Origin of the sequence: Shewanella sp. Choline-02u-19 (genome assembly GCF_002836205.1) — a bacterium.
Taxonomy (GTDB): Bacteria; Pseudomonadota; Gammaproteobacteria; order Enterobacterales; family Shewanellaceae; genus Shewanella.
Genome location: NZ_PJBE01000013.1, coordinates 3,483,900 through 3,503,248 on the forward strand (window position 1 = coordinate 3,483,900; position 19,349 = coordinate 3,503,248).

General features: G+C 45.4%; 15 protein-coding genes. 7 read left to right on the top strand and 8 right to left on the bottom strand.

Annotated elements, in window-relative coordinates; all coding sequences use genetic code 11:
- Nucleotides 1-32: 32 nt before the first annotated feature.
- From CXF83_RS21965 to CXF83_RS21980, 4 genes are read right to left on the bottom strand one after another with little or no spacing between them, the layout of a single operon-like run.
- Nucleotides 33-1,229, bottom strand: a complete 1,197-nt coding sequence (locus CXF83_RS21965; protein WP_101089582.1) for a BamA/TamA family outer membrane protein — start codon at nt 1,227-1,229, stop codon at nt 33-35.
- Nucleotides 1,226-2,527 (bottom strand): DUF4056 domain-containing protein, encoded by a 1,302-nt coding sequence (locus CXF83_RS21970; RefSeq protein ID WP_332871126.1) that lies wholly within the window; start codon nt 2,525-2,527, stop codon nt 1,226-1,228. The genes CXF83_RS21965 and CXF83_RS21970 overlap by 4 nt, the downstream gene beginning before the upstream one ends.
- Nucleotides 2,524-3,432, bottom strand: coding sequence for an alpha/beta fold hydrolase (locus CXF83_RS21975; protein WP_101089581.1), 909 nt, complete (start codon nt 3,430-3,432; stop codon nt 2,524-2,526). The genes CXF83_RS21970 and CXF83_RS21975 overlap by 4 nt, the downstream gene beginning before the upstream one ends.
- A gap of 43 nt (nt 3,433-3,475) precedes the next feature.
- A complete protein-coding gene (locus tag CXF83_RS21980; RefSeq protein ID WP_101089580.1) occupies nt 3,476-4,363 on the bottom strand; it encodes a virulence protein in 888 nt (295 codons plus the stop codon).
- Nucleotides 4,364-4,930: 567 nt separating this feature from the next.
- On the opposite strand from CXF83_RS21980, the gene CXF83_RS21985 reads away from it, so the two are divergent.
- On the top strand, nt 4,931-5,563 hold the full coding sequence (locus CXF83_RS21985) for an outer membrane beta-barrel protein (protein ID WP_101089579.1): 633 nt from the start codon (nt 4,931-4,933) through the stop codon (nt 5,561-5,563).
- Nucleotides 5,564-5,831: 268 nt separating this feature from the next.
- Entirely contained in the window at nt 5,832-6,554 is a 723-nt protein-coding gene (locus CXF83_RS21990) for an SOS response-associated peptidase family protein (protein ID WP_101089578.1), read from the top strand.
- 90 nt (nt 6,555-6,644) lie between these two features.
- Here CXF83_RS21990 and CXF83_RS21995 read toward each other — a convergent pair whose 3' ends face one another.
- Complete coding sequence (locus CXF83_RS21995; protein WP_101089577.1) at nt 6,645-7,931, bottom strand: acetyl-CoA hydrolase/transferase family protein; 1,287 nt, start codon at nt 7,929-7,931, stop codon at nt 6,645-6,647.
- 756 nt (nt 7,932-8,687) lie between these two features.
- Between CXF83_RS21995 and CXF83_RS22000 the strand changes: the two genes are divergently transcribed.
- The 5 genes from CXF83_RS22000 to CXF83_RS22020 all read left to right on the top strand — a co-directional run bounded on the left by CXF83_RS22000 (nt 8,688) and on the right by CXF83_RS22020 (nt 15,543).
- A complete protein-coding gene (locus CXF83_RS22000; RefSeq protein WP_101089466.1) occupies nt 8,688-9,641 on the top strand; it encodes a DmsE family decaheme c-type cytochrome in 954 nt (317 codons plus the stop codon).
- 15 nt (nt 9,642-9,656) lie between these two features.
- Nucleotides 9,657-11,663: an MtrB/PioB family decaheme-associated outer membrane protein gene (locus tag CXF83_RS22005; protein WP_101089467.1), complete on the top strand. Its 2,007-nt coding sequence runs from the start codon at nt 9,657-9,659 to the stop codon at nt 11,661-11,663.
- 40 nt (nt 11,664-11,703) lie between these two features.
- The gene (locus CXF83_RS22010) at nt 11,704-14,142 is read left to right on the top strand and encodes a DMSO/selenate family reductase complex A subunit (RefSeq protein WP_101089468.1); all 2,439 of its coding nucleotides are present in this window, start codon (nt 11,704-11,706) and stop codon (nt 14,140-14,142) included.
- 12 nt (nt 14,143-14,154) lie between these two features.
- A complete protein-coding gene (locus tag CXF83_RS22015; RefSeq protein ID WP_101089469.1) occupies nt 14,155-14,790 on the top strand; it encodes a DMSO/selenate family reductase complex B subunit in 636 nt (211 codons plus the stop codon).
- Nucleotides 14,791-14,883: 93 nt separating this feature from the next.
- Nucleotides 14,884-15,543: a TorD/DmsD family molecular chaperone gene (locus CXF83_RS22020; RefSeq protein ID WP_101089470.1), complete on the top strand. Its 660-nt coding sequence runs from the start codon at nt 14,884-14,886 to the stop codon at nt 15,541-15,543.
- Between the two features lie 492 nt (nt 15,544-16,035).
- Here CXF83_RS22020 and CXF83_RS22025 read toward each other — a convergent pair whose 3' ends face one another.
- From CXF83_RS22025 to CXF83_RS22035, 3 genes are all read right to left on the bottom strand, one after another.
- Nucleotides 16,036-17,103, bottom strand: coding sequence for a phosphotransferase enzyme family protein (locus tag CXF83_RS22025; protein ID WP_101089471.1), 1,068 nt, complete (start codon nt 17,101-17,103; stop codon nt 16,036-16,038).
- Nucleotides 17,104-17,194: 91 nt separating this feature from the next.
- Nucleotides 17,195-18,091: a nucleotidyltransferase family protein gene (locus CXF83_RS22030; RefSeq protein WP_101089472.1), complete on the bottom strand. Its 897-nt coding sequence runs from the start codon at nt 18,089-18,091 to the stop codon at nt 17,195-17,197.
- Between the two features lie 125 nt (nt 18,092-18,216).
- Nucleotides 18,217-19,332, bottom strand: a complete 1,116-nt coding sequence (locus tag CXF83_RS22035) for a DUF805 domain-containing protein (RefSeq protein WP_101089473.1) — start codon at nt 19,330-19,332, stop codon at nt 18,217-18,219.
- Nucleotides 19,333-19,349: the final 17 nt, after the last annotated feature.

A 19,349-nucleotide genomic window follows, 5' to 3' on the forward strand; every position in this document is an offset into this window, starting at 1 on the left:
TTGGGCCCCAAATTAACGTCATCAACAATCCGCTAAAAAGCCTCATTGACGTTAAAATAAAAGCCGCTGTCACCATCACCCCATGCCATATCTAAGCGTAAGTTCACTCTCGGTTTAACTTCAAAACGGTAACCAACACCGCCATTAGGTAGAATTGTATCGCGGTTAAACCCACTGACATCATCTGCTATCACGCCAGCACCACCCCAAAAGACCATACCATGTCGACCAGGAAGATTAAGCCGATACTCCACTTGCGTAAGCAGCATTTGCTTGTCACGGTAGCGACCCGAGGTATAACCGCGTAATAAGCTACCGCCGCCTGCCTTAGATAACTGATCCCAAGGCACATCACCCGAGGTAAAACGGCCACGCAGTTGCCATGCTAAAATATCTTCGCCACGGCCTATTTTCATGTATTCGCTGTAGAGCGCGTTATAGACATCAAAGTCGGTTTTACTGCCTAATTTCTGTCGATAAAACGCGGCATCTATTTCTAAAATGCGCCCTGATTGTGGATTAAGTACGTTGTCGCGACTGTCATGATTAAGTAGCACATTAATCCCGACATTGCGTGAACTTTCCTCTAGCGCTTCGGTAGCCACACTTGAATCTAACGGATTGATTTTTTCGGCGCTGGCATAGCTAAAATCAAAACCAATACCCACAAAACTAGTCGGACTCATTCGCTGTAATAACATAGGATTAACCGACATGATGCGTTGGTTAAACTCAACACGATTACCATCATTGTGATTAGCATCGTAACCCACACCATAAAATACATCTGGCGCATCAAACACTTCAGCGTTGAGATAAAAGCGTTGATTGTCTTGATTGATAAAGGTCTTATTGGCGATTGTCATCCCTAGTGCACCATTAGTTGAGGCCAAACCGTTAATCACCAGTGACGATAACTGACTGACCTCATCATTCGGATCATATTGGTACAAACCTACCGCAGAGATCCCCACACCAAGATCCATTTCTGGATTATAAAAGGGTCCTGGCAGGTAGCTGAAATCAATCAGTTTATCGGAGTTAAACTCGCCATCAGCCCCTAAGGTCTGTAAGAAACCTTCGAGCCAACCTTGGGAAACGTCATCATCTTGTGGTTGTGTGGCCTCTATTGAACCTGTCGACTCCGTAGCGGCAACATAAGGCACCTTGAGCGTACATCCTAAAACGAGACTGAGCATAAGCACATTAGCGATATTACCGCTATTCATGGTTGTGCCTCTAACTCGGTAAGGTGGCGAGCTCGCTGCTCTATATGCTGCTGTAATTCGATTGAGTCTTGTATTTGGTTGTACTCACTGATGCGATAAAAATCGGCTTGAGTGAAGCCATTGCGCCACAGTTTCTCGGGGATATGGCTAAAACTGGATCTGAATTTATCCGCCACCGACAGCTTTTGCTGAGCAATCGCATCAATGTCTATCCCATGTATGGTGTTACTCAGGGCTAAGTGATGCGGCTGAGCATTCGACTCATACAGCTCGCTAACATCGCGCCATTTAGCATGGGAATTAGCTAAGGATTCTGGCACTAAGTAAGGTGACTGCTTATCGCCTAACTCATAATGGCGTTTGAGCAGCATAAACTTGTTCGGTAAGGGTTGCGTTGAATCCCACCAAACGCCATCAATGACATCAAATAGTGCATTGGTTTGCGCTATAGAAACAGGTTCTAACCAGGTGAGTGTAGCCGCTAGCCATTGTGTCATGTGTTGATTATATAACTCCTTATTCATCGCCAAGTTATTAGTCAGCAAGGCTAATGCAATCTTGGCGCCCAACATATTGGAATAAAGATCTTCAGGTGAATAAGCCGATACCGCCTCAGACCACGGCACCCAACTACGATAGCCATGCCACTGCGCGACTTCATGAGCCTCCGCCATAAAATAAGCTAAGCGCACGGAGATGGTCGCTGCAATTTCCCAGCGCTGAGCGGCGGTTAAACCAGAGGTATCAAAGGCTTTGAGCTCTATGGTGCGTGGACCAATTTCATCAGGCAGTACAATACTCTGCGGCAAACCTAATTGAGGGTAAATACGATAGAACAGGGCAATGGCATTATCAGCGGTATCGCGCACATGGGCTAAATCGATAAAACCGCCACGTAGGGTATAAATTTGGCCGTTATTCTCACCGCCACGACTGCCATTAGGCGCACCTTTTTGGTAGCTAAATGTCCCCGCCTCAAAAGCATGTGGCCCAACACTGTCGACCGCTAACGTGTTAGCATAACGAAAGAACGGCACAGGCACAGAGCCGACTTGGACTTTTTGCGCATTGCCAAAGGCGCAGCAAGGACGAACATCTTCAGGCATACGCACTAATGGTAAATCTTGCAGCACTACGTCACCCATCAACAGTGGGTCAGGCTCATTATCTAGCGCGGCAGCAATCGCAATATCACTGGGTAAAGCTCGCACTTGCCAGTCAGGGCTACTACACGCGCCAAGCAGCAATAGGCTAATCACCAGCACCCCACTTTTCCAACTTAAATTACCCGCCATCATTGTATAAACGCCTTTATTGCTTGGCTAATGATCTCAGGGTGCTCATTGCTGATCCCATGAGCCCCTTTTGGAATAACCACTATCGGAGCGCTTAAATAATTAGCCAGTTGGATCCCCGATGCCAATGGGAAAACTTGATCATTCTCACCCCAAATCAGCATGCTTGGCGGTAATGCCTCCACAGCTATCGCCGCCGCAATACGATATCTGTCCGCCGGTAGCCCCTCAATGAGTAAGTGTTTTTCTTGGCGGTGCTGTACAAAGTACTGAGCAAAAATGGCTTCATCAATAAAAGCGGGATACCAAGGAAAGTCAGTAAAAGTCGCATCGAGCAAGCGACGCATCTGCTGAGCATTTTCAGGTACAAAAACCTCGCTGGCATTATCGACGCCAAAACGTTGATTCATTTGTGCTAAGTCGTTATCAGAGAAAAGCACACCAGGACTTGCTAACAACACTGCTTTTTCAACCTTAGGCTCGTTAACCATTAAGTCGAAAGTGACAAAGCCACCGTAGGAGATCCCAACGACATTGACCTTATCGAGTTTAAGCGCATCAATAAGCTGGCGAATCGCTTGTGACTGAGTCGCAAGACTAGGTGCAGCCTGACTAAGAGAGTCACCAAACCAAGCTAAGTCTGCTGCAATAACCTGATAATCTTGACTCAACTCAAGCATCACTTGCTGCCAAGTCGTGACAGCCGAGCCACCAAACCCATGAATGAGCAGCACCGTTTTACCTTGTCCCGCTTGCCAATAATTGAGCTCACCGCCCTCTGATAACGTAAGCTGCTGCTGTGAAAAACCCACTTTTTGCAATGCGGCTTTGTCACTTGAATCAGCCATCTCAACAATTGAACAACCACTGATAAATAGGATACTGAGTAATAGATAAATAGATCGCATAATGCCCCCTGAAAGTGCCTGATTAAACTTCCGATTAAATGCTTTAGAAACGATAACCTAAGCTCATCATGAAGCTCGTCCGCGTACCTATTCCCAACTCCATCAACAGGTCGATATTTTTAGTTACCCCGATTTGCCCGCCAATAAGGCCATTCCATTTATCTTCAAGATGCTGGTTGACCTCAAACTTTGCCTTACCCAATGGAATGCCAATATCTTGCAGGTAGCCACTAAAGGTCTGTTCCACATTTTGATACATAGCCCCGGCCCATATCTGAATATCATGATTGTTATAGCTAGTGCGGTATCCAGCACGAGGGGATACTACGATACTGCTGATCTCACCATCTAAAATATCCAAATTAGTATTGGTATAATTAATATCAAGCAATGCAAACCAATTGCCGATGCCGCCGACTAGCGTGCCGCCCACACCATAGGTAGTGCCTTTGAAGTTGAGTTCGAAATCGAATGGGTCACTAACGCTCTGGCAAGGATTGATCTTACATACCAACGGTGGCAACACTGAAGACCAGTCAGCTTCAAGCTGTACATTCGCCACACTGCTGCCTTTGGTATGCCCTATTACCCCATATAAATTCAAAAATGGCAGTACCCATGCATCAGCTCTAAAAGTGATGGTTTCTGACTCTTGCTGCGCTTCACTGCCTTTTATACTGAGCAGATCATCTAGGCCGCCTAATCCAGAAAAGGCAACAGAATCGACGATTAAAGGTTGCTCCATCGACATATAGTTGACGCTAAAACCAAATGGCTTTGGTAATTCATGCCCCAAATCAATCGCTTCTTGAGCCCAAATAGGAAAGGTGCGGTCATAACGCACTTGATGCGGCTCTCGCTCGATAGCGTGAACAGGTGCAATACAAAACAGCATGGTTGATATAGCCATGATTTTTAAAAATTTAAACATGTATAGTTTGAGCCTTTGCTGAAAAAGAGAGGAGTGAATGTTGTTTCAATGAAGGTCGCACATAGATTAACTAAGACGAGGCAATACATTAATGAAGCATAATTATCTCGTACTAATCTGAAATAAATCTGAAATGAGAGCCATTACCAACAATAATTAGAGTAAAAGGTCTAATTTGATCTGTATTGTTAAAACAACATTAATCAGGGTTAAACAGATTTGCGGTACGATTGCTAAAAGCCCCTTATTAGAGGGCGAAGATAAGCTGGGTTAACTGATGAAAGAGAATGCAAAAAGGGGATTATTGTAAGAAAGCTTTAAATATAAGTTGCCATAACACGACACTAGAGAGAGTTCAAAAATAACACTGCAATAAATTAACCCACTATATATCAGCAGATTAACAGTACTGCGTTCCGTTACATATAGCTAAAACAGAAAGTTCCCTTATCGTTAATATCATTCAGTTATTATTCAGCTAGTGTCCCCTACTATAGCTCCAACGAAACGAAACACCTCGATTGATAATGAACACAATCAAAAATTTTTTAGTGTGGGAGCACAAATATGAAAACTAAATCACTTATCTTGGCATCAGTAATCGCAACCGTAATTTCAGCACCGACAATGGCAGCAGATTGGTTTATTGGTGGCGGTGTTGGCGCACAGCAAAACTCATATAAAGGTTCAACAACCACTGAAGCAACAGTTGACCCAGGGTTTAACAGCGAGACTGAAAACTGGTCAACATCTGAAGATAATGCAGTTTACGAATTAAGAGCGGGTGTTTTTCTAGATGATAATAACCGTGTTTACGGTACATACTCTTACAACTCAGATGATTTTGCTAAGCAACAGAGTTTATTACTCTCTTATGATTACCTTGTAGCCCTAGGTGATAGCAACAAGCTGAACTGGTTCATCGGTGCAACAGCGGGTGTTAATCACATCAGCCCTGAAACTGCGCTTGCTAGCTCAAGCAACAACTTTGTATGGGGTGGTCAAACAGGTATTATGTACAAGATCAATGACAACCTAAGCACAGAAATTGGTTACCGTTACCTTAAGCAGGATTATGATGCATCAGCATCTATGACCATGCAACCTAAAATGGAAGATGCTATTGGAACAACCATTACAGAAACGGCATCACTAAATGATAGCCAGCAACTATATCTATCTGTTGATTACCGCTTCTAAGCGAGTCGTTATATAGACCTTGCCTCACGCTAGTGCACGGGGCATACAAAAACTCCAGCAATGTATATTGCTGGAGTTTTTGTATCTGTTGTTTAATGATATTTATCAGCCTAGCGCATTTAATCCAACCCATCGCTAACGTCATTTTACTCGTATCATCCCCTCAAGAAACAGCAACCTCGCTAGATCAATACCAGAGGCATGATGTTTTCCAACCTCATATCTGCTATTTATACAGGTAACAGCGATTACTAAAACGAGAATAGAGATGTGCGGTCGACTGAATGTTATCGATGATATGTTTGTACAAGCATTGATGGAAGACTTACGCGTCAACAATAGCGACGAGATGCTCTATTCTCGCTTTAAAATGCCGACCAATGACATCAGTATTGTGCGTGAAACCGAAGACGGCGAACGACAATTACAGACAGCTACTTGGTGGCTTTTACAACAAACGACTTATCACGGTTTTAAACCGAGTCGCTTTACCTCGTTTAATACCCGTTCCGATAAACTCAACCAACCCAATAGTGCCGGCTTTACGCCATTTAGAGAGAGTCGCTGTATTGTGATTGCCAAAGGTTTTGGCGAAACAGAGACAAAAGGCAGCCGCAATGTTTATCATGATTTTATCGCGGAAAATGCAGCAGTAGCCTTTGGTGGATTATATCGAGAATGGCAACACCCTAAAACAGGTGAGAGTCGCGTTTCCTGCTCCATCATTACCAATCCACCTCACCCTGATTTACTGCCTTATCACAGTAAGGCAAGCCCGATGATTCTACCTGAAGATGAATCAATAATGGACGCATGGCTGAGCCCTCATAATCAACAGGTAGATATGTTTGACGAGCTATTAACGCCAGCACTGCGGCATGACTTTATAGCCCAGAAGATAGATAAACCTAGCCTACACAATGCTATCGGCAAGCCATCGAGATTAACGCCCAATGACTTTCTTGCCGCTCAGCGCAGCACCAATGAATAAAATCAAAACAGCAATCCCTTACCGAACCTAGATATCATAGTGACTTTAAGGTGCTTATTTTAGAGATCGCGTAGGGCAAGGCAAAATTAACTACACCGTCAATCCCCACATGTCGAAAGTCTCTCGACAGAGCTGTTCTCTAAAATCTGGATGGGCGATATCTATCAAGTCTCTCGCCCGCTCTCGTAACGATCTCCCCCTTAAATTAACGATGCCATATTCAGTAACAATATAATGCACATGGGCGCGAGTGGTCACCACTCCCGCACCGGGAGATAACACGGTACTGATCCGCGAGACTGAGCCACGTGCAGCCGTGCTCGGCAGTGCGATCACCGAGCGGCCGCCCTCAGAAAGGCCTGCGCCACGAATAAAGTCCATCTGACCACCGACTCCAGAGTAAATTCGAGTCCCTAAAGAGTCAGCACAAATCTGCCCTGAGATATCCACCTGCAGCGCGGAGTTAATCGCCATGACATTAGGGTTTTTACGGATGATAGACGTGTCGTTGACCTGCTCGATATCCATAAATATCACCGAAGGATTATCATCGACATAATCATAGAGTCGCTGGCTACCGAGTGCAAAACCGGTGACGAGCTTACCGGGATGTACCTTCTTACGGCTATTATTGATCACCCCAAGCTCGACTAAGTTAAGCACCCCATCGGAGAACAACTCGGTATGCACCCCAAGATCTTTATGCTTGGTTAAACAAGAAAGCACTGCATCAGGTATGGCACCGATCCCCATCTGTAGACAATCCCCATCACGTACTAGCTTCGCCACATTTTGCCCTATCGCGAGGCTAACCTCATCACTTGCGGCTAATGGATGTTGTGGCAGTGGCATACTTTGCTCGTATACCGCGGCAAACTTATTATAATGAATAAAACCATCGCCATGCGTTCGCGGCATGAGGGGATTGATATGAGCAATAATCTTACCTGCTACCTGACAAGCAGCCAATGTCGCTTCAACTGAGATCCCTAAGGAACAGATGCCATGTTTATCAGGAGGAGAAACTTGAATGATGGCGGTATCGATGGGCTGTTCACCCGAACGAAATAGCTTAGGCACTTCAGAGAGAAAAATAGGCACGTAATCCGCATCCCCCTGTTGCAGTAGCGAGCGAGTTGGTAAGCCACCAAAAAAACAACGATGCCGCAGATGGCCCTTGAGCTTCTCGCTACTGAGTGACTCAGCCCCTTCAGTGTGCAACTGTAACAAAGTCAGGTCTTGCTTGGTTAATGCATGCTCAGCAAGAGCATCGAGTAGCAGGGTCGGAGTCGCCCCCATTGAATGTGTCCATAGCGTCTCACCACTTTGAATTAAAGACACAGCCTCTAAAGCACTACTGCAGATAATGGGTGCCATCAATGATCCCTAATATAATGATTATGCCGCCAGTGTATGAGGTTCGGTCATTCATTAACAGCGGTTACACATGCCAGTTAACGATGATGTGATCTTAAACAACTCAGCCAATATTTGTACAACGAAGGCCGTTCTGAACACTTCCGTCTAGCGCTGTAATCTACAGTCATCCAATACAAGAATGATGCTGGCTAATCATTGTTGTCATAAACGTAATCGGGTCATTATTTAAAGAGGTTAAATCACCTATCGATTGGCGACGACCAACAATAAAAATCATATAAACCCCCTTAAAAAACATAAAGAATAATGATTATCAATTGAACTATTGAAGAAATATGAATTTTTATGAAGAATTATTAATAAAGTTATTAAAACTTATTAACAGAACAGGATTTATAAAAAACAATATGAAAAACTATTATATTTATTCACATTAATGCTTATTTTAAATATATATAAAATAAAAATTAAAAATATTAGAAAACAAATAAAGCGCACCTCAAAAAAACAATATAAAATCAATATAAACAGTTATTTACACCGAAACGCATTGGGGTGCAAATATAATAATTACGGCATCAAACAGCGACCTCTAAATAAAGATCCCGATCACGTATAAATTATTTTTAAATTAATAATCACAATTTCACGCATACCTATTTAGTAATACAGATACATTCAAACTACAATTCAACTGCAAAATAATTAACATAAAAAATACTAAACATTAAAATAATTAACCGTAAGGCCAAGATGATGAACAAATCTATTATCACTAAGTTACTTTTTGGGGTATTCGCTTTCGCGTTTTTATCTCTCTCAGTTCAGGCGGCCCCCTGGAACCAACTCACTGGTGAACAACTGGAACAGCAACTGACGGAGAAATTTGCTCAGGGTAAATATTCCAACAAAGGTGCCGACTCCTGCCTGATGTGCCATAAGAAAAATGACAAGGTCATGGCAATATTCGATGGCGTGCACGGTAACTCGGGGCAAACGGATTCGCCCATGGCGGGTCTGCAGTGCGAAGCCTGTCATGGGCCGTTAGGCAAACATAATAAGGGCGGTAAGGAGCCGATGATCGCCTTTGGCAAAGAGAGCAAGCTCTCCGCTCAGAGTCAGAACAGTGTCTGCCTGGGTTGCCACAACGATCCTAAGCAGATGGCATGGCATAGCAGCAGTCACAATTTAGACGAAGTGGCCTGCAGCGATTGTCATAATATCCACACCGATAAAGATCCGGTAATGGACCAACTCACGGTCAATGACACCTGCACCTCTTGCCACACTCAGCAAAAATCTGACATGAATAAGCGCTCATCCCACCCGATGAAATGGGATCAAATGACCTGTATCGATTGCCATAACCCACATGGGTCTATGAGTGAAAGTGCACTGAACCACACCACAATAAATGACACTTGCTATAGCTGTCATGGCGAAAAACGTGGCCCCGTTTTATGGGAGCATGCGCCAGTCACAGAAAATTGTGCCAACTGCCATAACCCCCATGGCAGCGTTAATGAAGCCATGCTCACTCAAAGAGCGCCGCAACTGTGTCAGCAATGCCATATGGACAATGGTCATGCAAGCCGTGTCGTACAGCAAGGTGGAAGTGACGCCTTTGGCGGCGGTAAGAGCTGTCTCAACTGCCATAGCCAGATCCATGGCTCCAATCATCCAGCCGGCAGCAAGCTGCAGCGCTAACCAGGAGTAACTCAAATGAGATTCAAATTTAACCTCATCACGTTATCACTTCTCACCATATCGGGTGCGATAACGGGCTCTGCAATGGCGGCTGACTTTGGCGTAAACAAGGCCAATACCAGTACAGTTAGACAGGAAGTCTTTCAGTGTAAACGCTGCCCTCAAGTCGAAGGCTATACCGGAAGCATCGGGGTCAATGCCGCCTATATTGACAGTGATGACATTCACTCCGGTAATGCGTTCGGAACTGACAAAGACGGCGCGAATGCCAGTGTGGATGCCGACCTCAATTATCGAAATAAATCAGGCTACAAGGCCAAATTCCAGGCACACCAGTTAGGCCTAGATAACGGTTTCGCTCATCTTGAAGCGGGAAAATCAGGTCACTATGAACTGGTGGCAGATTATCAACAACTGACGAGTTATCAGTCAGGCAATGCGCGCAGCCAGTTATGGTACAAAGATGACGTGCTGACACCGAGTGAGCATACTCAGATCCAGGAGCTCTCCCTGCAGAGAAATAAAGCTGGCCTGGGTCTGAGTTATGGCCGCGATTTCTATCAGGCTTATGTGCGCTATGACCACGAGCAAAAAACGGGTTACCAGAGCAGCAGTATCGTCACCCCACGTCCGGTTAATTTCGGTCTGCCTATCGATGCTAGCACAGATAACCTCACCGCAGGCCTGTCACTCTCCGGCGATAATTGGACTACAGATCTGAATTACTTCGTCAGTCAGTATAACAACGATATTGGCGCCTTAAGTCCCCCCTATCTGTATGACGTTTTTGCACCCGCTCCTGACAATCAGGCCCATCAACTTAGCTTGTCTGGCCAATACCAATTGAGCCGCACCGTCATGAGTGCTCGTCTGGTATCGGGCAAGATGATCCAAGACGATAATTTGATCCAGATGCCCGGTAACCCACTGCAAAACTGGGACGGAGAAGTAGATACCTTAGACGGCAAGCTGTCTGTCACCTCACTTATGAGCAACAAATTCAGACTCGGCGGCAGTGTCGATTACAGCAAGCGCGACAACAAGGGCTCGGTATGGGAGTTCGCCCAATATGAAGTGAACGGCATCACAGGAGCCTTTAAACAGAATGTACCTTTAGACACTGAGCGCCGTGGCCTCAAGCTTAATGCCAGTTACCGTCTGACCAGCGACTATCGCCTGCAAGCCGGCTATGACAGAAAAGAGATGGAGCGCAGCCATGGTGACCGCGAACAGACCAATGACGACGTGCTATGGGCCAAACTCAATGTTCGCGCATTGGATAACCTCAAGCTTAAATTCAAGGCCAGTCTGGATAACCGTGGCGGCAGCGAATATCAAACCAGCGAACTGACCTCATCTGAACAGAATCCGTTGCTGCGGAAATACTACCTGGCAGACAGAGAGCGCACCGCCTTCGAAGCCAAGTTTAATCACACCCCAACGTCGTGGCTCAGCCTGGATATGACCGCCCGCTACGCCAAAGATGATTATAACGAGACGCAACTGGGTCTGACCGAATCTGAAGATTACGGCTATGACATCAACCTTGGACTGCAACTCGATGAGCACCTGTCTGGCTATGCCTTTGCCGGTCAGCAGTGGATCGAATCTAATCAAGCTGGCAGCCAGAGTTTCTCAACCCCGGATTGGTTCGCTGATATCGAAGATGAGTTTATCAATCTGGGCGCTGGCTTCACCTATACCGGGCTGCTTGAAGACAGGCTCAGTCTGGGCGGCGACTACTTGTTCGCTAACTCCACCAGCAACACGCTGGTCACCTATGACGTCACCACGCCACAGGGGGATTACTTCTCTTTCAACCACAGTCTCAAGCTACATGCGAACTACGCATTGAGCGAAGAGATGGCGTTAAAACTGGCTTACCAGTATGAGCGCTATTACGACACCGATTACGCGCAAATTGATGTCAATACAGTTCCAGGACTGACCACCTTAGGTGACCTGAACCATAACTATAACGCGCACCAAGTGATGTTGTCGTTTAGCTACCAGCTGCGCTAATGCAAACAGTGCTAATCATAACTGCAATGAGGAAAAGATAATGGAACGCAGAAGTTTCTTAAAAATGAGTGCCGCAATGGGCTGTGCAGCGACAGTTACAGGTTGTAACTCTAGCTCAAGTGATGCTGAAGTCGTCGCACCAACTACACCGACAACGGCTGTTGAGAAGATGAACTGGTCGGCTTGTTTGGTTAACTGTGGTTCTAACTGCCCAGTTCGCGTGTACTCTACAGAGGGTGTCATTACCCGAGTGGAGTCAAACTTTACGGTTAGTGATAAGTATGGCGATCATGATGTACGTGCATGCCCTCGTGGCCGCTCACTACGTAAGCGTGTTTATGCTCCCGACAGATTAAAGTACCCAATGAAACGTGTAGGCCCTCGTGGTGCAGGACAGTTTGAGCGTATCACTTGGGATGAGGCTTTAGATATTGTTGCTGAAAAGCTGCAAGATACTATCGATCAGTATGGCAACGAGTCAGTACACTTTACCTATGATTCAGGTGCACGTTATCACTTTTCAGGTACCGGCTGTCTTAAGCGTTTAATGAACCTTAAAGGCGGTTTCCTGAACTCTAATGGCGATTATAGCTGGTCGCAAATCTATGAAGCAGCAGGAAAAACATACGGTTCTGCTGGTCCAGGTTGGCAAGGCAGCTCTGTTTCTGAAATGAAGAACTCAGATCTTGTGCTAATGGTTGGTTATAACCCATCTGAGATCCGCATGAGTGGTTCAGGTGAGGCTTACGACTTCTTATCACTGAAGCAAAGCAAGAAATTTAAGACTATCATCATCGATCCACGCTATACCGATTCGGCTGTCGGTAAAGAAGATCAATGGCTAGCGATTCGTCCAGGTACAGATGCGGCATTGTTCGAAGCCTTAGCTTACGAGTGGATAACCACTAATACCGTGAATCAAGCTTTCCTTGATAAATACTGTGTTGGCTACGATGAGAAGACTATGCCAGCTGGCGTAGGATATGAAGAAAGCTACAAATCTTATATTTTAGATAACAAAACGGCTGGTGACTCAACTCCGGGCGTGAATGCTAAAACTCCTGCTTGGGCTGCCAAGATCACAGGTATTGCCGAAGATGTCATCATTGAGTTAGCAAGAGAACTGGCGGCGGCTAAAGCGCCATTTATCCAAATTGCAGCCTCACTAAACCGTCAAGCTGCAGGTGAAAATAACACTCGCGCAGGCTACATGCTGCCGATTCTTTTAGGCCAGCTTGGTCTGCCGGGCACTAACTGTGGTGGTTTATGTAAAGGGTCTTCAATGACTGCCCCTTCTATGCCAGCTGGAAGCAACCCTGTAACGAAAGGTATTTCTTTCTTTACATGGACCCAAGCCGTTGAAGACGGCAAGAATATGACCGTTTTGAGCGATGGTGTCGCACTACCTAAAGAACTGCTTGATGCAAACGGCGATGGTAAGCTAGGTCATGACATTAAAGCCATTATCAACTATGGCGGTAATGCATTAATCAACCAACACTCTGATGTCAATAAAACAGCTAAAATTGTTGGCGATGAATCTAAGTGTGAATTCATTCTAGTCGTTGATAACTGGATGACACCAAGCGCTAAGTACGCAGATATCTTGCTACCTGACGTATCTTGGTTAGAGTCAGAAGATTTAGTCAACCAAAGTTATGCCGCTGGTGATACCGCTACACTTATCCAGATGAGCACGAGCGTTGACCCTATGTTCGAATCTCGTCCTATCTATGAAATCTGTGTCGACCTTGCTAAGCGTATGGGTGTCGAAGCTGAATTCACCGAAGGTAAAACTCGTAAAGATTGGTTAGATGGCTTCTATGCTACAGCCAAAGCTGCTACGCCAGATCTGCCTGTAAAAGAGGTGATGCTCAAGCAAGGTATCCATCGTAAATATCTGCCAGACGGTAGCTATATTGTCCTGGAAGACTTCCGTAAAGATCCGGTAAATAATAAGCTTGGCACACCATCGGGTAAGATTGAGATCTACTCTTCTCAGTTAGCTGAAAAAGCCAAAACCTGGAAACTTAAGCCAGGCGATGTGATTTCAGCATTACCTAAGTATGTACCGACTTGGGAAGGCTTCGAAGATACCGCCATGAAGGCGAAATATCCGCTACAGCTAACGGGCTATCACACCAAAGGCCGTGCTCACTCCAGTTTCCACAACGTGCCTTGGCTGCGTGAAGCAGTACAAGATGCTGTTTGGATGAACCCGATTGATGCTCAATCTCGCGGGCTAGCAACCGGAGATAAAGTCCACATATTTAATGACCGTGGCACCATTGAAGTTGAAGTTAAAGTCACTCCAAGAATCATGATCGGCGTAACAGCTTTAGGTCAAGGCGCATGGTTCCAACCAGGTGGCAGCGTTGATAAAGGTGGTTGTTTAAATGTGTTAACCACGCATAGAACGACCCCTATCACCAAGGGTAACCCACAACACACTAACCTAGTTGAAATCCGTAAAGCCTAATAGGAGCTTACAATGAGTAATAATGTTCAATACGGCTTTTATGTCGATGCAAGTAAATGTACTGGTTGTAAAACCTGCCAAATCGCCTGCAAAGATCGCAAAGATCTTCCTGTAGGTATCAACTGGCGTCGTGTGTATGAATATGGCGGTGGTACTTGGACAGAGAATGCTGACGGTAGTATCAACCAAGATGTTTTCGCTTATTACACCTCTTTAGGTTGTAACCACTGCTCTGAGCCTGTGTGTGTTAAGGCTTGTCCGACTGGCGCGATGCACAAGCGCCGCGAAGATGGTTTAGTTCATGTGGCTGCGGATCTGTGTATCGGTTGTGAAAGCTGCGCAAGAGCCTGTCCATACGATGCACCACAAATAGACAAAGATCGTAAGGTAATGACCAAATGTGATGGTTGTTTTGAGCGTCTGGCCGAGGGTAAACAACCTTCATGTGTCGAGTCTTGCCCAATGCGTGCTATTGATTTTGGTACCATGGATGAACTTAAGGCTAAATACCCAGGTGCAGTTCAACCTAACTTTGCGCCTATGCCAAATAGCAGCGTAACCTCACCAAACTTGTTGATGAAACCTAACCGCCACGCTCGCCCTAGTAGCAGCACCGATGGGAAAGTATTAAACAACTCAGAAGTTTAACCCCCGCTTGATGCCATTCATTTTGAATGGCATCTTTTTTGCTGGTTCTTGCAATTAGTCCCGACAAATTTTAGTGCAACAAATGAGGTTAGTATGTCATCCCTTACTGAAAATGAGATCTTAGAATATCAAGGCATTGCGCGCATTCTTCACAATGTCTTATTTAACGATCCGACACCTGAATTGATCCAGGGTTTTATTGGGCATTGTGTGGCCCAAAGCTGGCCTGAGTGTACGTCATCTGCCGAAGAAAAGAGTGGTCGAGAGTTACTATCCAACTATCTCGGTCAATGGACTGTAGATAAACAACAAGCCTTAAAATTGGATTATGCACAACTCTTCTATGGTCCGGGTGAACCCAATGCCGTACCTTGGGGATCGGTCTACTTGAGTGAGAGGCAACTCCTCAATGACAAGTCGACTATGGCACTGATGGCTTTTTATCAAGAGCAAGGGATCAGCTTCGAGCTCGATAGCAATCAACCGGTGGATCATATCGGCCTGTTTTTCGCCGTCTTGGATCAGATGCTTAGCCAATGGGCACAAACAGAAGATAGCGAACCACTGGAGCGCAGCTGCATGATCCTGCTTCAGCAACACTTACTCCCCTGGTCCGGTCGTTGCCTGGAACTTATGACTGAGCATGCCAGAACCGACTTCTATCGCGGCATAGCATTGCTGACTCAAGCCTATTTAGAGGGACTGATCCAAAAATTAAACCTAGTTCCAATAACGACACGCTTATATCGTTAGTCGCTAAGATTCACATCAACGAAGAGTGTATATCGCCTCAGTTTTATGGGGCTCTCTTATTCGCGGTAAATCATCATTGGCACGTACCAATCACAACGTGCATTATACCCATTGCACTAGGTATTTGATCAATTCAGAGCGCCTCAAACTTTTAATGCAACTGGTATTAGAAATGAAGGCCTGACAGTCTGCCGACTATTTCCAATAATATGCTATTGCGCATCAGACTTTATTGAAGACGGTAAGCTTTCTAGCCGAAGAGGAAACGATGAGAGATGCTTGGTTACAGCCAAAGGATTAGCAAGTGGATATGTTTGAAAATAGATAAAGCCATCCCTTAGGCATGACTTTTATTGTGAAGTGGATCAGATAGATAAATTGAGTCCATATAAGTCGATAGGTAAGCCACCTAGGTTAACCCTCAATGACTTTATCGCTGGCCAAATAGATCGATTATAATCCCATTTATTCAGTGAGTTAGAAATTAATCACTTATTTCAAATAAGCGCTAAGAGTATCTTGTTGGCTCAATAAACTTTGATACAAAGTAAATTGATTAGCCGCGCGCTCAAGATTGTGACCCTCATGATGAATATGAAAATACACGTCGCCATTGAGATGGTCGGTTAAAAACCTAACCCCGATCATTAAACAGATCACCCTCGCACCTAGCCACAAACTTTGTCGCTCTACATCAGACAATATCGGCGCAAGCTCGCCCAGATAACCTTTACAAATGGCAGCGAAAATAGACTCGCGCACCTGCACGTTATCAAGCGCCGTTGAATCTTCCTCTTCAGGGCTGCAAAAAGTCCGCACCATATCGCCAAAGTCATACATTAAATAACCTTTCATGCAGGTATCAAGGTCAATAATGGCCAAACTACTCATGTCGCGCTTATCAAACAACATGTTATTAATTTTGGTGTCGTTATGGCAAATGCGCTGCGGCAACGTAGCTTCCACTTGCGCGAGTTCCTGCAGCAACTCTGTTTGCGCCATAACGAAATCAACCCATTGCTGACACTCACCTAAGCGTGCCTTAGTATCTTGCGCGACAGCTTTCGACAGCAGCTCGATGCGTCCAGGAAGATGGTGAAAATTGGGAATAACATCTTCAAGCAACTCCGCATCGAGATCGCTTAAAGCACCAGAGAAGTGACCAAAGGCTTGAGCCGCTATTTCAGCGTGAGATTCAGTACTAACAACATCAACACTGTGGCTGTGAGGCAAGTAATTCATCGCCCGCCAATATCCATGTTCACCGAGATCAATCGACAAGGCGCCCTCTTGCGTTAACTCCGGAGAGACAACTTGTAACTGGTATTGTTTTGCTTGTTTTTTGGCCGCTAAATGTCGACTGATCCGGTCTGCGTTATTCACCAAGGCATCTGGCGTAGTAAACACTTGTGTATTGATTTTTTGCAACACCATCTCACCTGCTGGCCAGCGTACCAGAAAAGTATGGTTTATATGGCCATTCCCCAATGGGGACACCTTGGCATTGTCCATCTTTTCACCAAAATGCGACAAAACGTTTTGTCTTATAAAATCAATCACCCAACTCTCCAGTTCTCTGTCAATATCGTTGCTTCTACCTGTTTATCATGCAGGTTTTTCGTGCAAACTCATTATGAATTAGCCGCTCTGTTTAAGATGCCGCTAATTTTTCCAATAATTTCTGTTTAACCCACTCGGCATCTTCTGGGTAAGTGACCCCATACCAAGATTCCTGTGCCACACTGACATAAACACTCCGAGTATCGGTATGACTATTAGCACTTTCTTGCAATCTCGCTTGCACTACACTCGGCAAGTAGCACTCACTTTTAGCGAGCTGGCCATGTTCAATGAAAAAGCGGCTTAACTGCGTTTCAATAACATCAAAAATATCGGGTTTAAAGCCCCAACATGTCATCGATACCAACGCATTGTCTGCAATATTTTCCCGCTTACCAGCAAGAGTGCCAACCAATCCATTTGAATGCGATTGAATGTCTAGCCATTCTGCAACATCGACTAGTTTGCCATTTTCCACTGCGCATAAACCACGATTAACACCGCCATTATCTGACAAGGTTAAGTTAATCGGATAGGCAACCATCATCCAATCGTCAGTGTTTTTGAGTAGCCCTTGAGCCAACAAGATAAATGCACTATCGCCATAAAAGTCATCAGCATTAATAACCGCCATTGGTCCCAATACCAGCTTTCTTGCACTCCAGAGGGCATGTGCTGTTCCCCAAGGTTTTTTACGCGATGCTACATCCGCATATTGCACCGCGGATACAGGTAGGTCATCAAGTGACTGTATGCAGTAGTCACAAACAAAATCACTGGGTAACTTATTCTCTAATAGCATATCTAAAGTGTCGGCAAGTTCCGGCCGAATCACTAACACTGCTTTTGTAAAGCCGGCTCGATGCGCGCTTTGCAGTGATAACTCCAGCATGGTCTCGCCATTGGGACCGAGTGCCGCAAGCTGTTTATCACCACCAAAACGGGTGCCTAAACCGGCGGCAAGAATAACCAAGGTTAAATCTGGCATTGTGTTACCTATCAAGCGCTCTAATCATCGCTATAACCACACGACGTAGCATATAAAGTTAAGGCGAAGCAGTTTAATGACTCTCCCCGCTAATTTCCACTATTACATCATACTGATACAGCAGCTTATAAATAGGTAGAGAATGCGGCCACTTTTCCAATGGCTGCTTGGCTGCCTTTCAAACTAAAGTTATAGCCACACAAACTCACATTGCCTCGGCGTGCCATATCCACAATAATCGCTTTAGTGTCGAGGGGGGAAAAGCGGGCTTCTGTACCGGTATCAGCCAATAGATCGACCGCAACGGTGCGATATTCAGTGCCGTTATTAAACGTCAGCGCTGAACATGCTCTATCCCCTTTGGCAGTGGCAAGCGACCATAATTTTGTCGGCGAGCCAGTTTCACCAAGCCACCTTACGATTAACACATCATCTTCAAGCACCAAGCTAAACCCATCTGGTAGTGTGGTAATTTCACGCGCGATGACAGGTTTACTAGCGATGCTTCCCGCCTCAGCAATATCTTGCTCTGCGGCACTCACATCATCGCTTGGGATCATTGACCAAACGCTAAGTAATAGCATCACCAGCATTAATGAAGCGACAGCAGAAAACGCGACCTTTTTATGCTCCAGTAACCAATGCTGTAGCTGCATCAAACTCGCACTGCTCTTATTAGATCTGCGCGATGTTAGTGTATCCGATTCATTTTCATTAGAGGATGCAGTGCTGCACTCTTTGATACCTGCGGTTGGGTCAACAAAAGCCGCTGAGTGCGCGTCAACGTCAGACTTAGCGTCGCTTAATGTAGGTTCGACTCGTACTCGAGCATTATTTACCGTTACATTGGCGCTAATGTCTATCGGCCCCGAATAGCCCTGCTTGTAATGACTGACTGAGATTGCGGGCAACATAGCCACATAACCAATCGCCAATCCAGCAAAGAGCATAAGAGTGATCAGCAACATCACGCTGTCGATATGCGCTAGTGTCAGCATAATCAACACCCATGGTGCCAGCGTCAGTGCCGCCAGTTTTGATGATTTACCACTATCACGCAATCGCCTAAGACTGGTTAATGCCAATATTGGCGCCAGTAGCAGGCCGACGATATACAGGATCGATGCAGAGTCCGACACCACTGCTGCCAACAACAAAACAAAGAAAACCAAGCCACTGATACTGGCGAACCGTTGGCCGTTGTCGCGACCGACTAAACAAAAAAGCGTCGTAAACTGCATACCTTGATATACCTACC

Coding starts and splice junctions, on each gene's coding strand:
- CXF83_RS21965 (WP_101089582.1), bottom strand. CDS start 1,229: ATGAATAGCGGTAATATCGCTAATGTGCTTATGCTCAGTCTCGTTTTA.
- CXF83_RS21970 (WP_332871126.1), bottom strand. CDS start 2,527: ATGATGGCGGGTAATTTAAGTTGGAAAAGTGGGGTGCTGGTGATTAGC.
- CXF83_RS21975 (WP_101089581.1), bottom strand. CDS start 3,432: ATGCGATCTATTTATCTATTACTCAGTATCCTATTTATCAGTGGTTGT.
- CXF83_RS21980 (WP_101089580.1), bottom strand. CDS start 4,363: ATGTTTAAATTTTTAAAAATCATGGCTATATCAACCATGCTGTTTTGT.
- CXF83_RS21985 (WP_101089579.1), top strand. CDS start 4,931: ATGAAAACTAAATCACTTATCTTGGCATCAGTAATCGCAACCGTAATT.
- CXF83_RS21990 (WP_101089578.1), top strand. CDS start 5,832: ATGTGCGGTCGACTGAATGTTATCGATGATATGTTTGTACAAGCATTG.
- CXF83_RS21995 (WP_101089577.1), bottom strand. CDS start 7,931: ATGGCACCCATTATCTGCAGTAGTGCTTTAGAGGCTGTGTCTTTAATT.
- CXF83_RS22000 (WP_101089466.1), top strand. CDS start 8,688: ATGATGAACAAATCTATTATCACTAAGTTACTTTTTGGGGTATTCGCT.
- CXF83_RS22005 (WP_101089467.1), top strand. CDS start 9,657: ATGAGATTCAAATTTAACCTCATCACGTTATCACTTCTCACCATATCG.
- CXF83_RS22010 (WP_101089468.1), top strand. CDS start 11,704: ATGGAACGCAGAAGTTTCTTAAAAATGAGTGCCGCAATGGGCTGTGCA.
- CXF83_RS22015 (WP_101089469.1), top strand. CDS start 14,155: ATGAGTAATAATGTTCAATACGGCTTTTATGTCGATGCAAGTAAATGT.
- CXF83_RS22020 (WP_101089470.1), top strand. CDS start 14,884: ATGTCATCCCTTACTGAAAATGAGATCTTAGAATATCAAGGCATTGCG.
- CXF83_RS22030 (WP_101089472.1), bottom strand. CDS start 18,091: ATGCCAGATTTAACCTTGGTTATTCTTGCCGCCGGTTTAGGCACCCGT.
- CXF83_RS22035 (WP_101089473.1), bottom strand. CDS start 19,332: ATGCAGTTTACGACGCTTTTTTGTTTAGTCGGTCGCGACAACGGCCAA.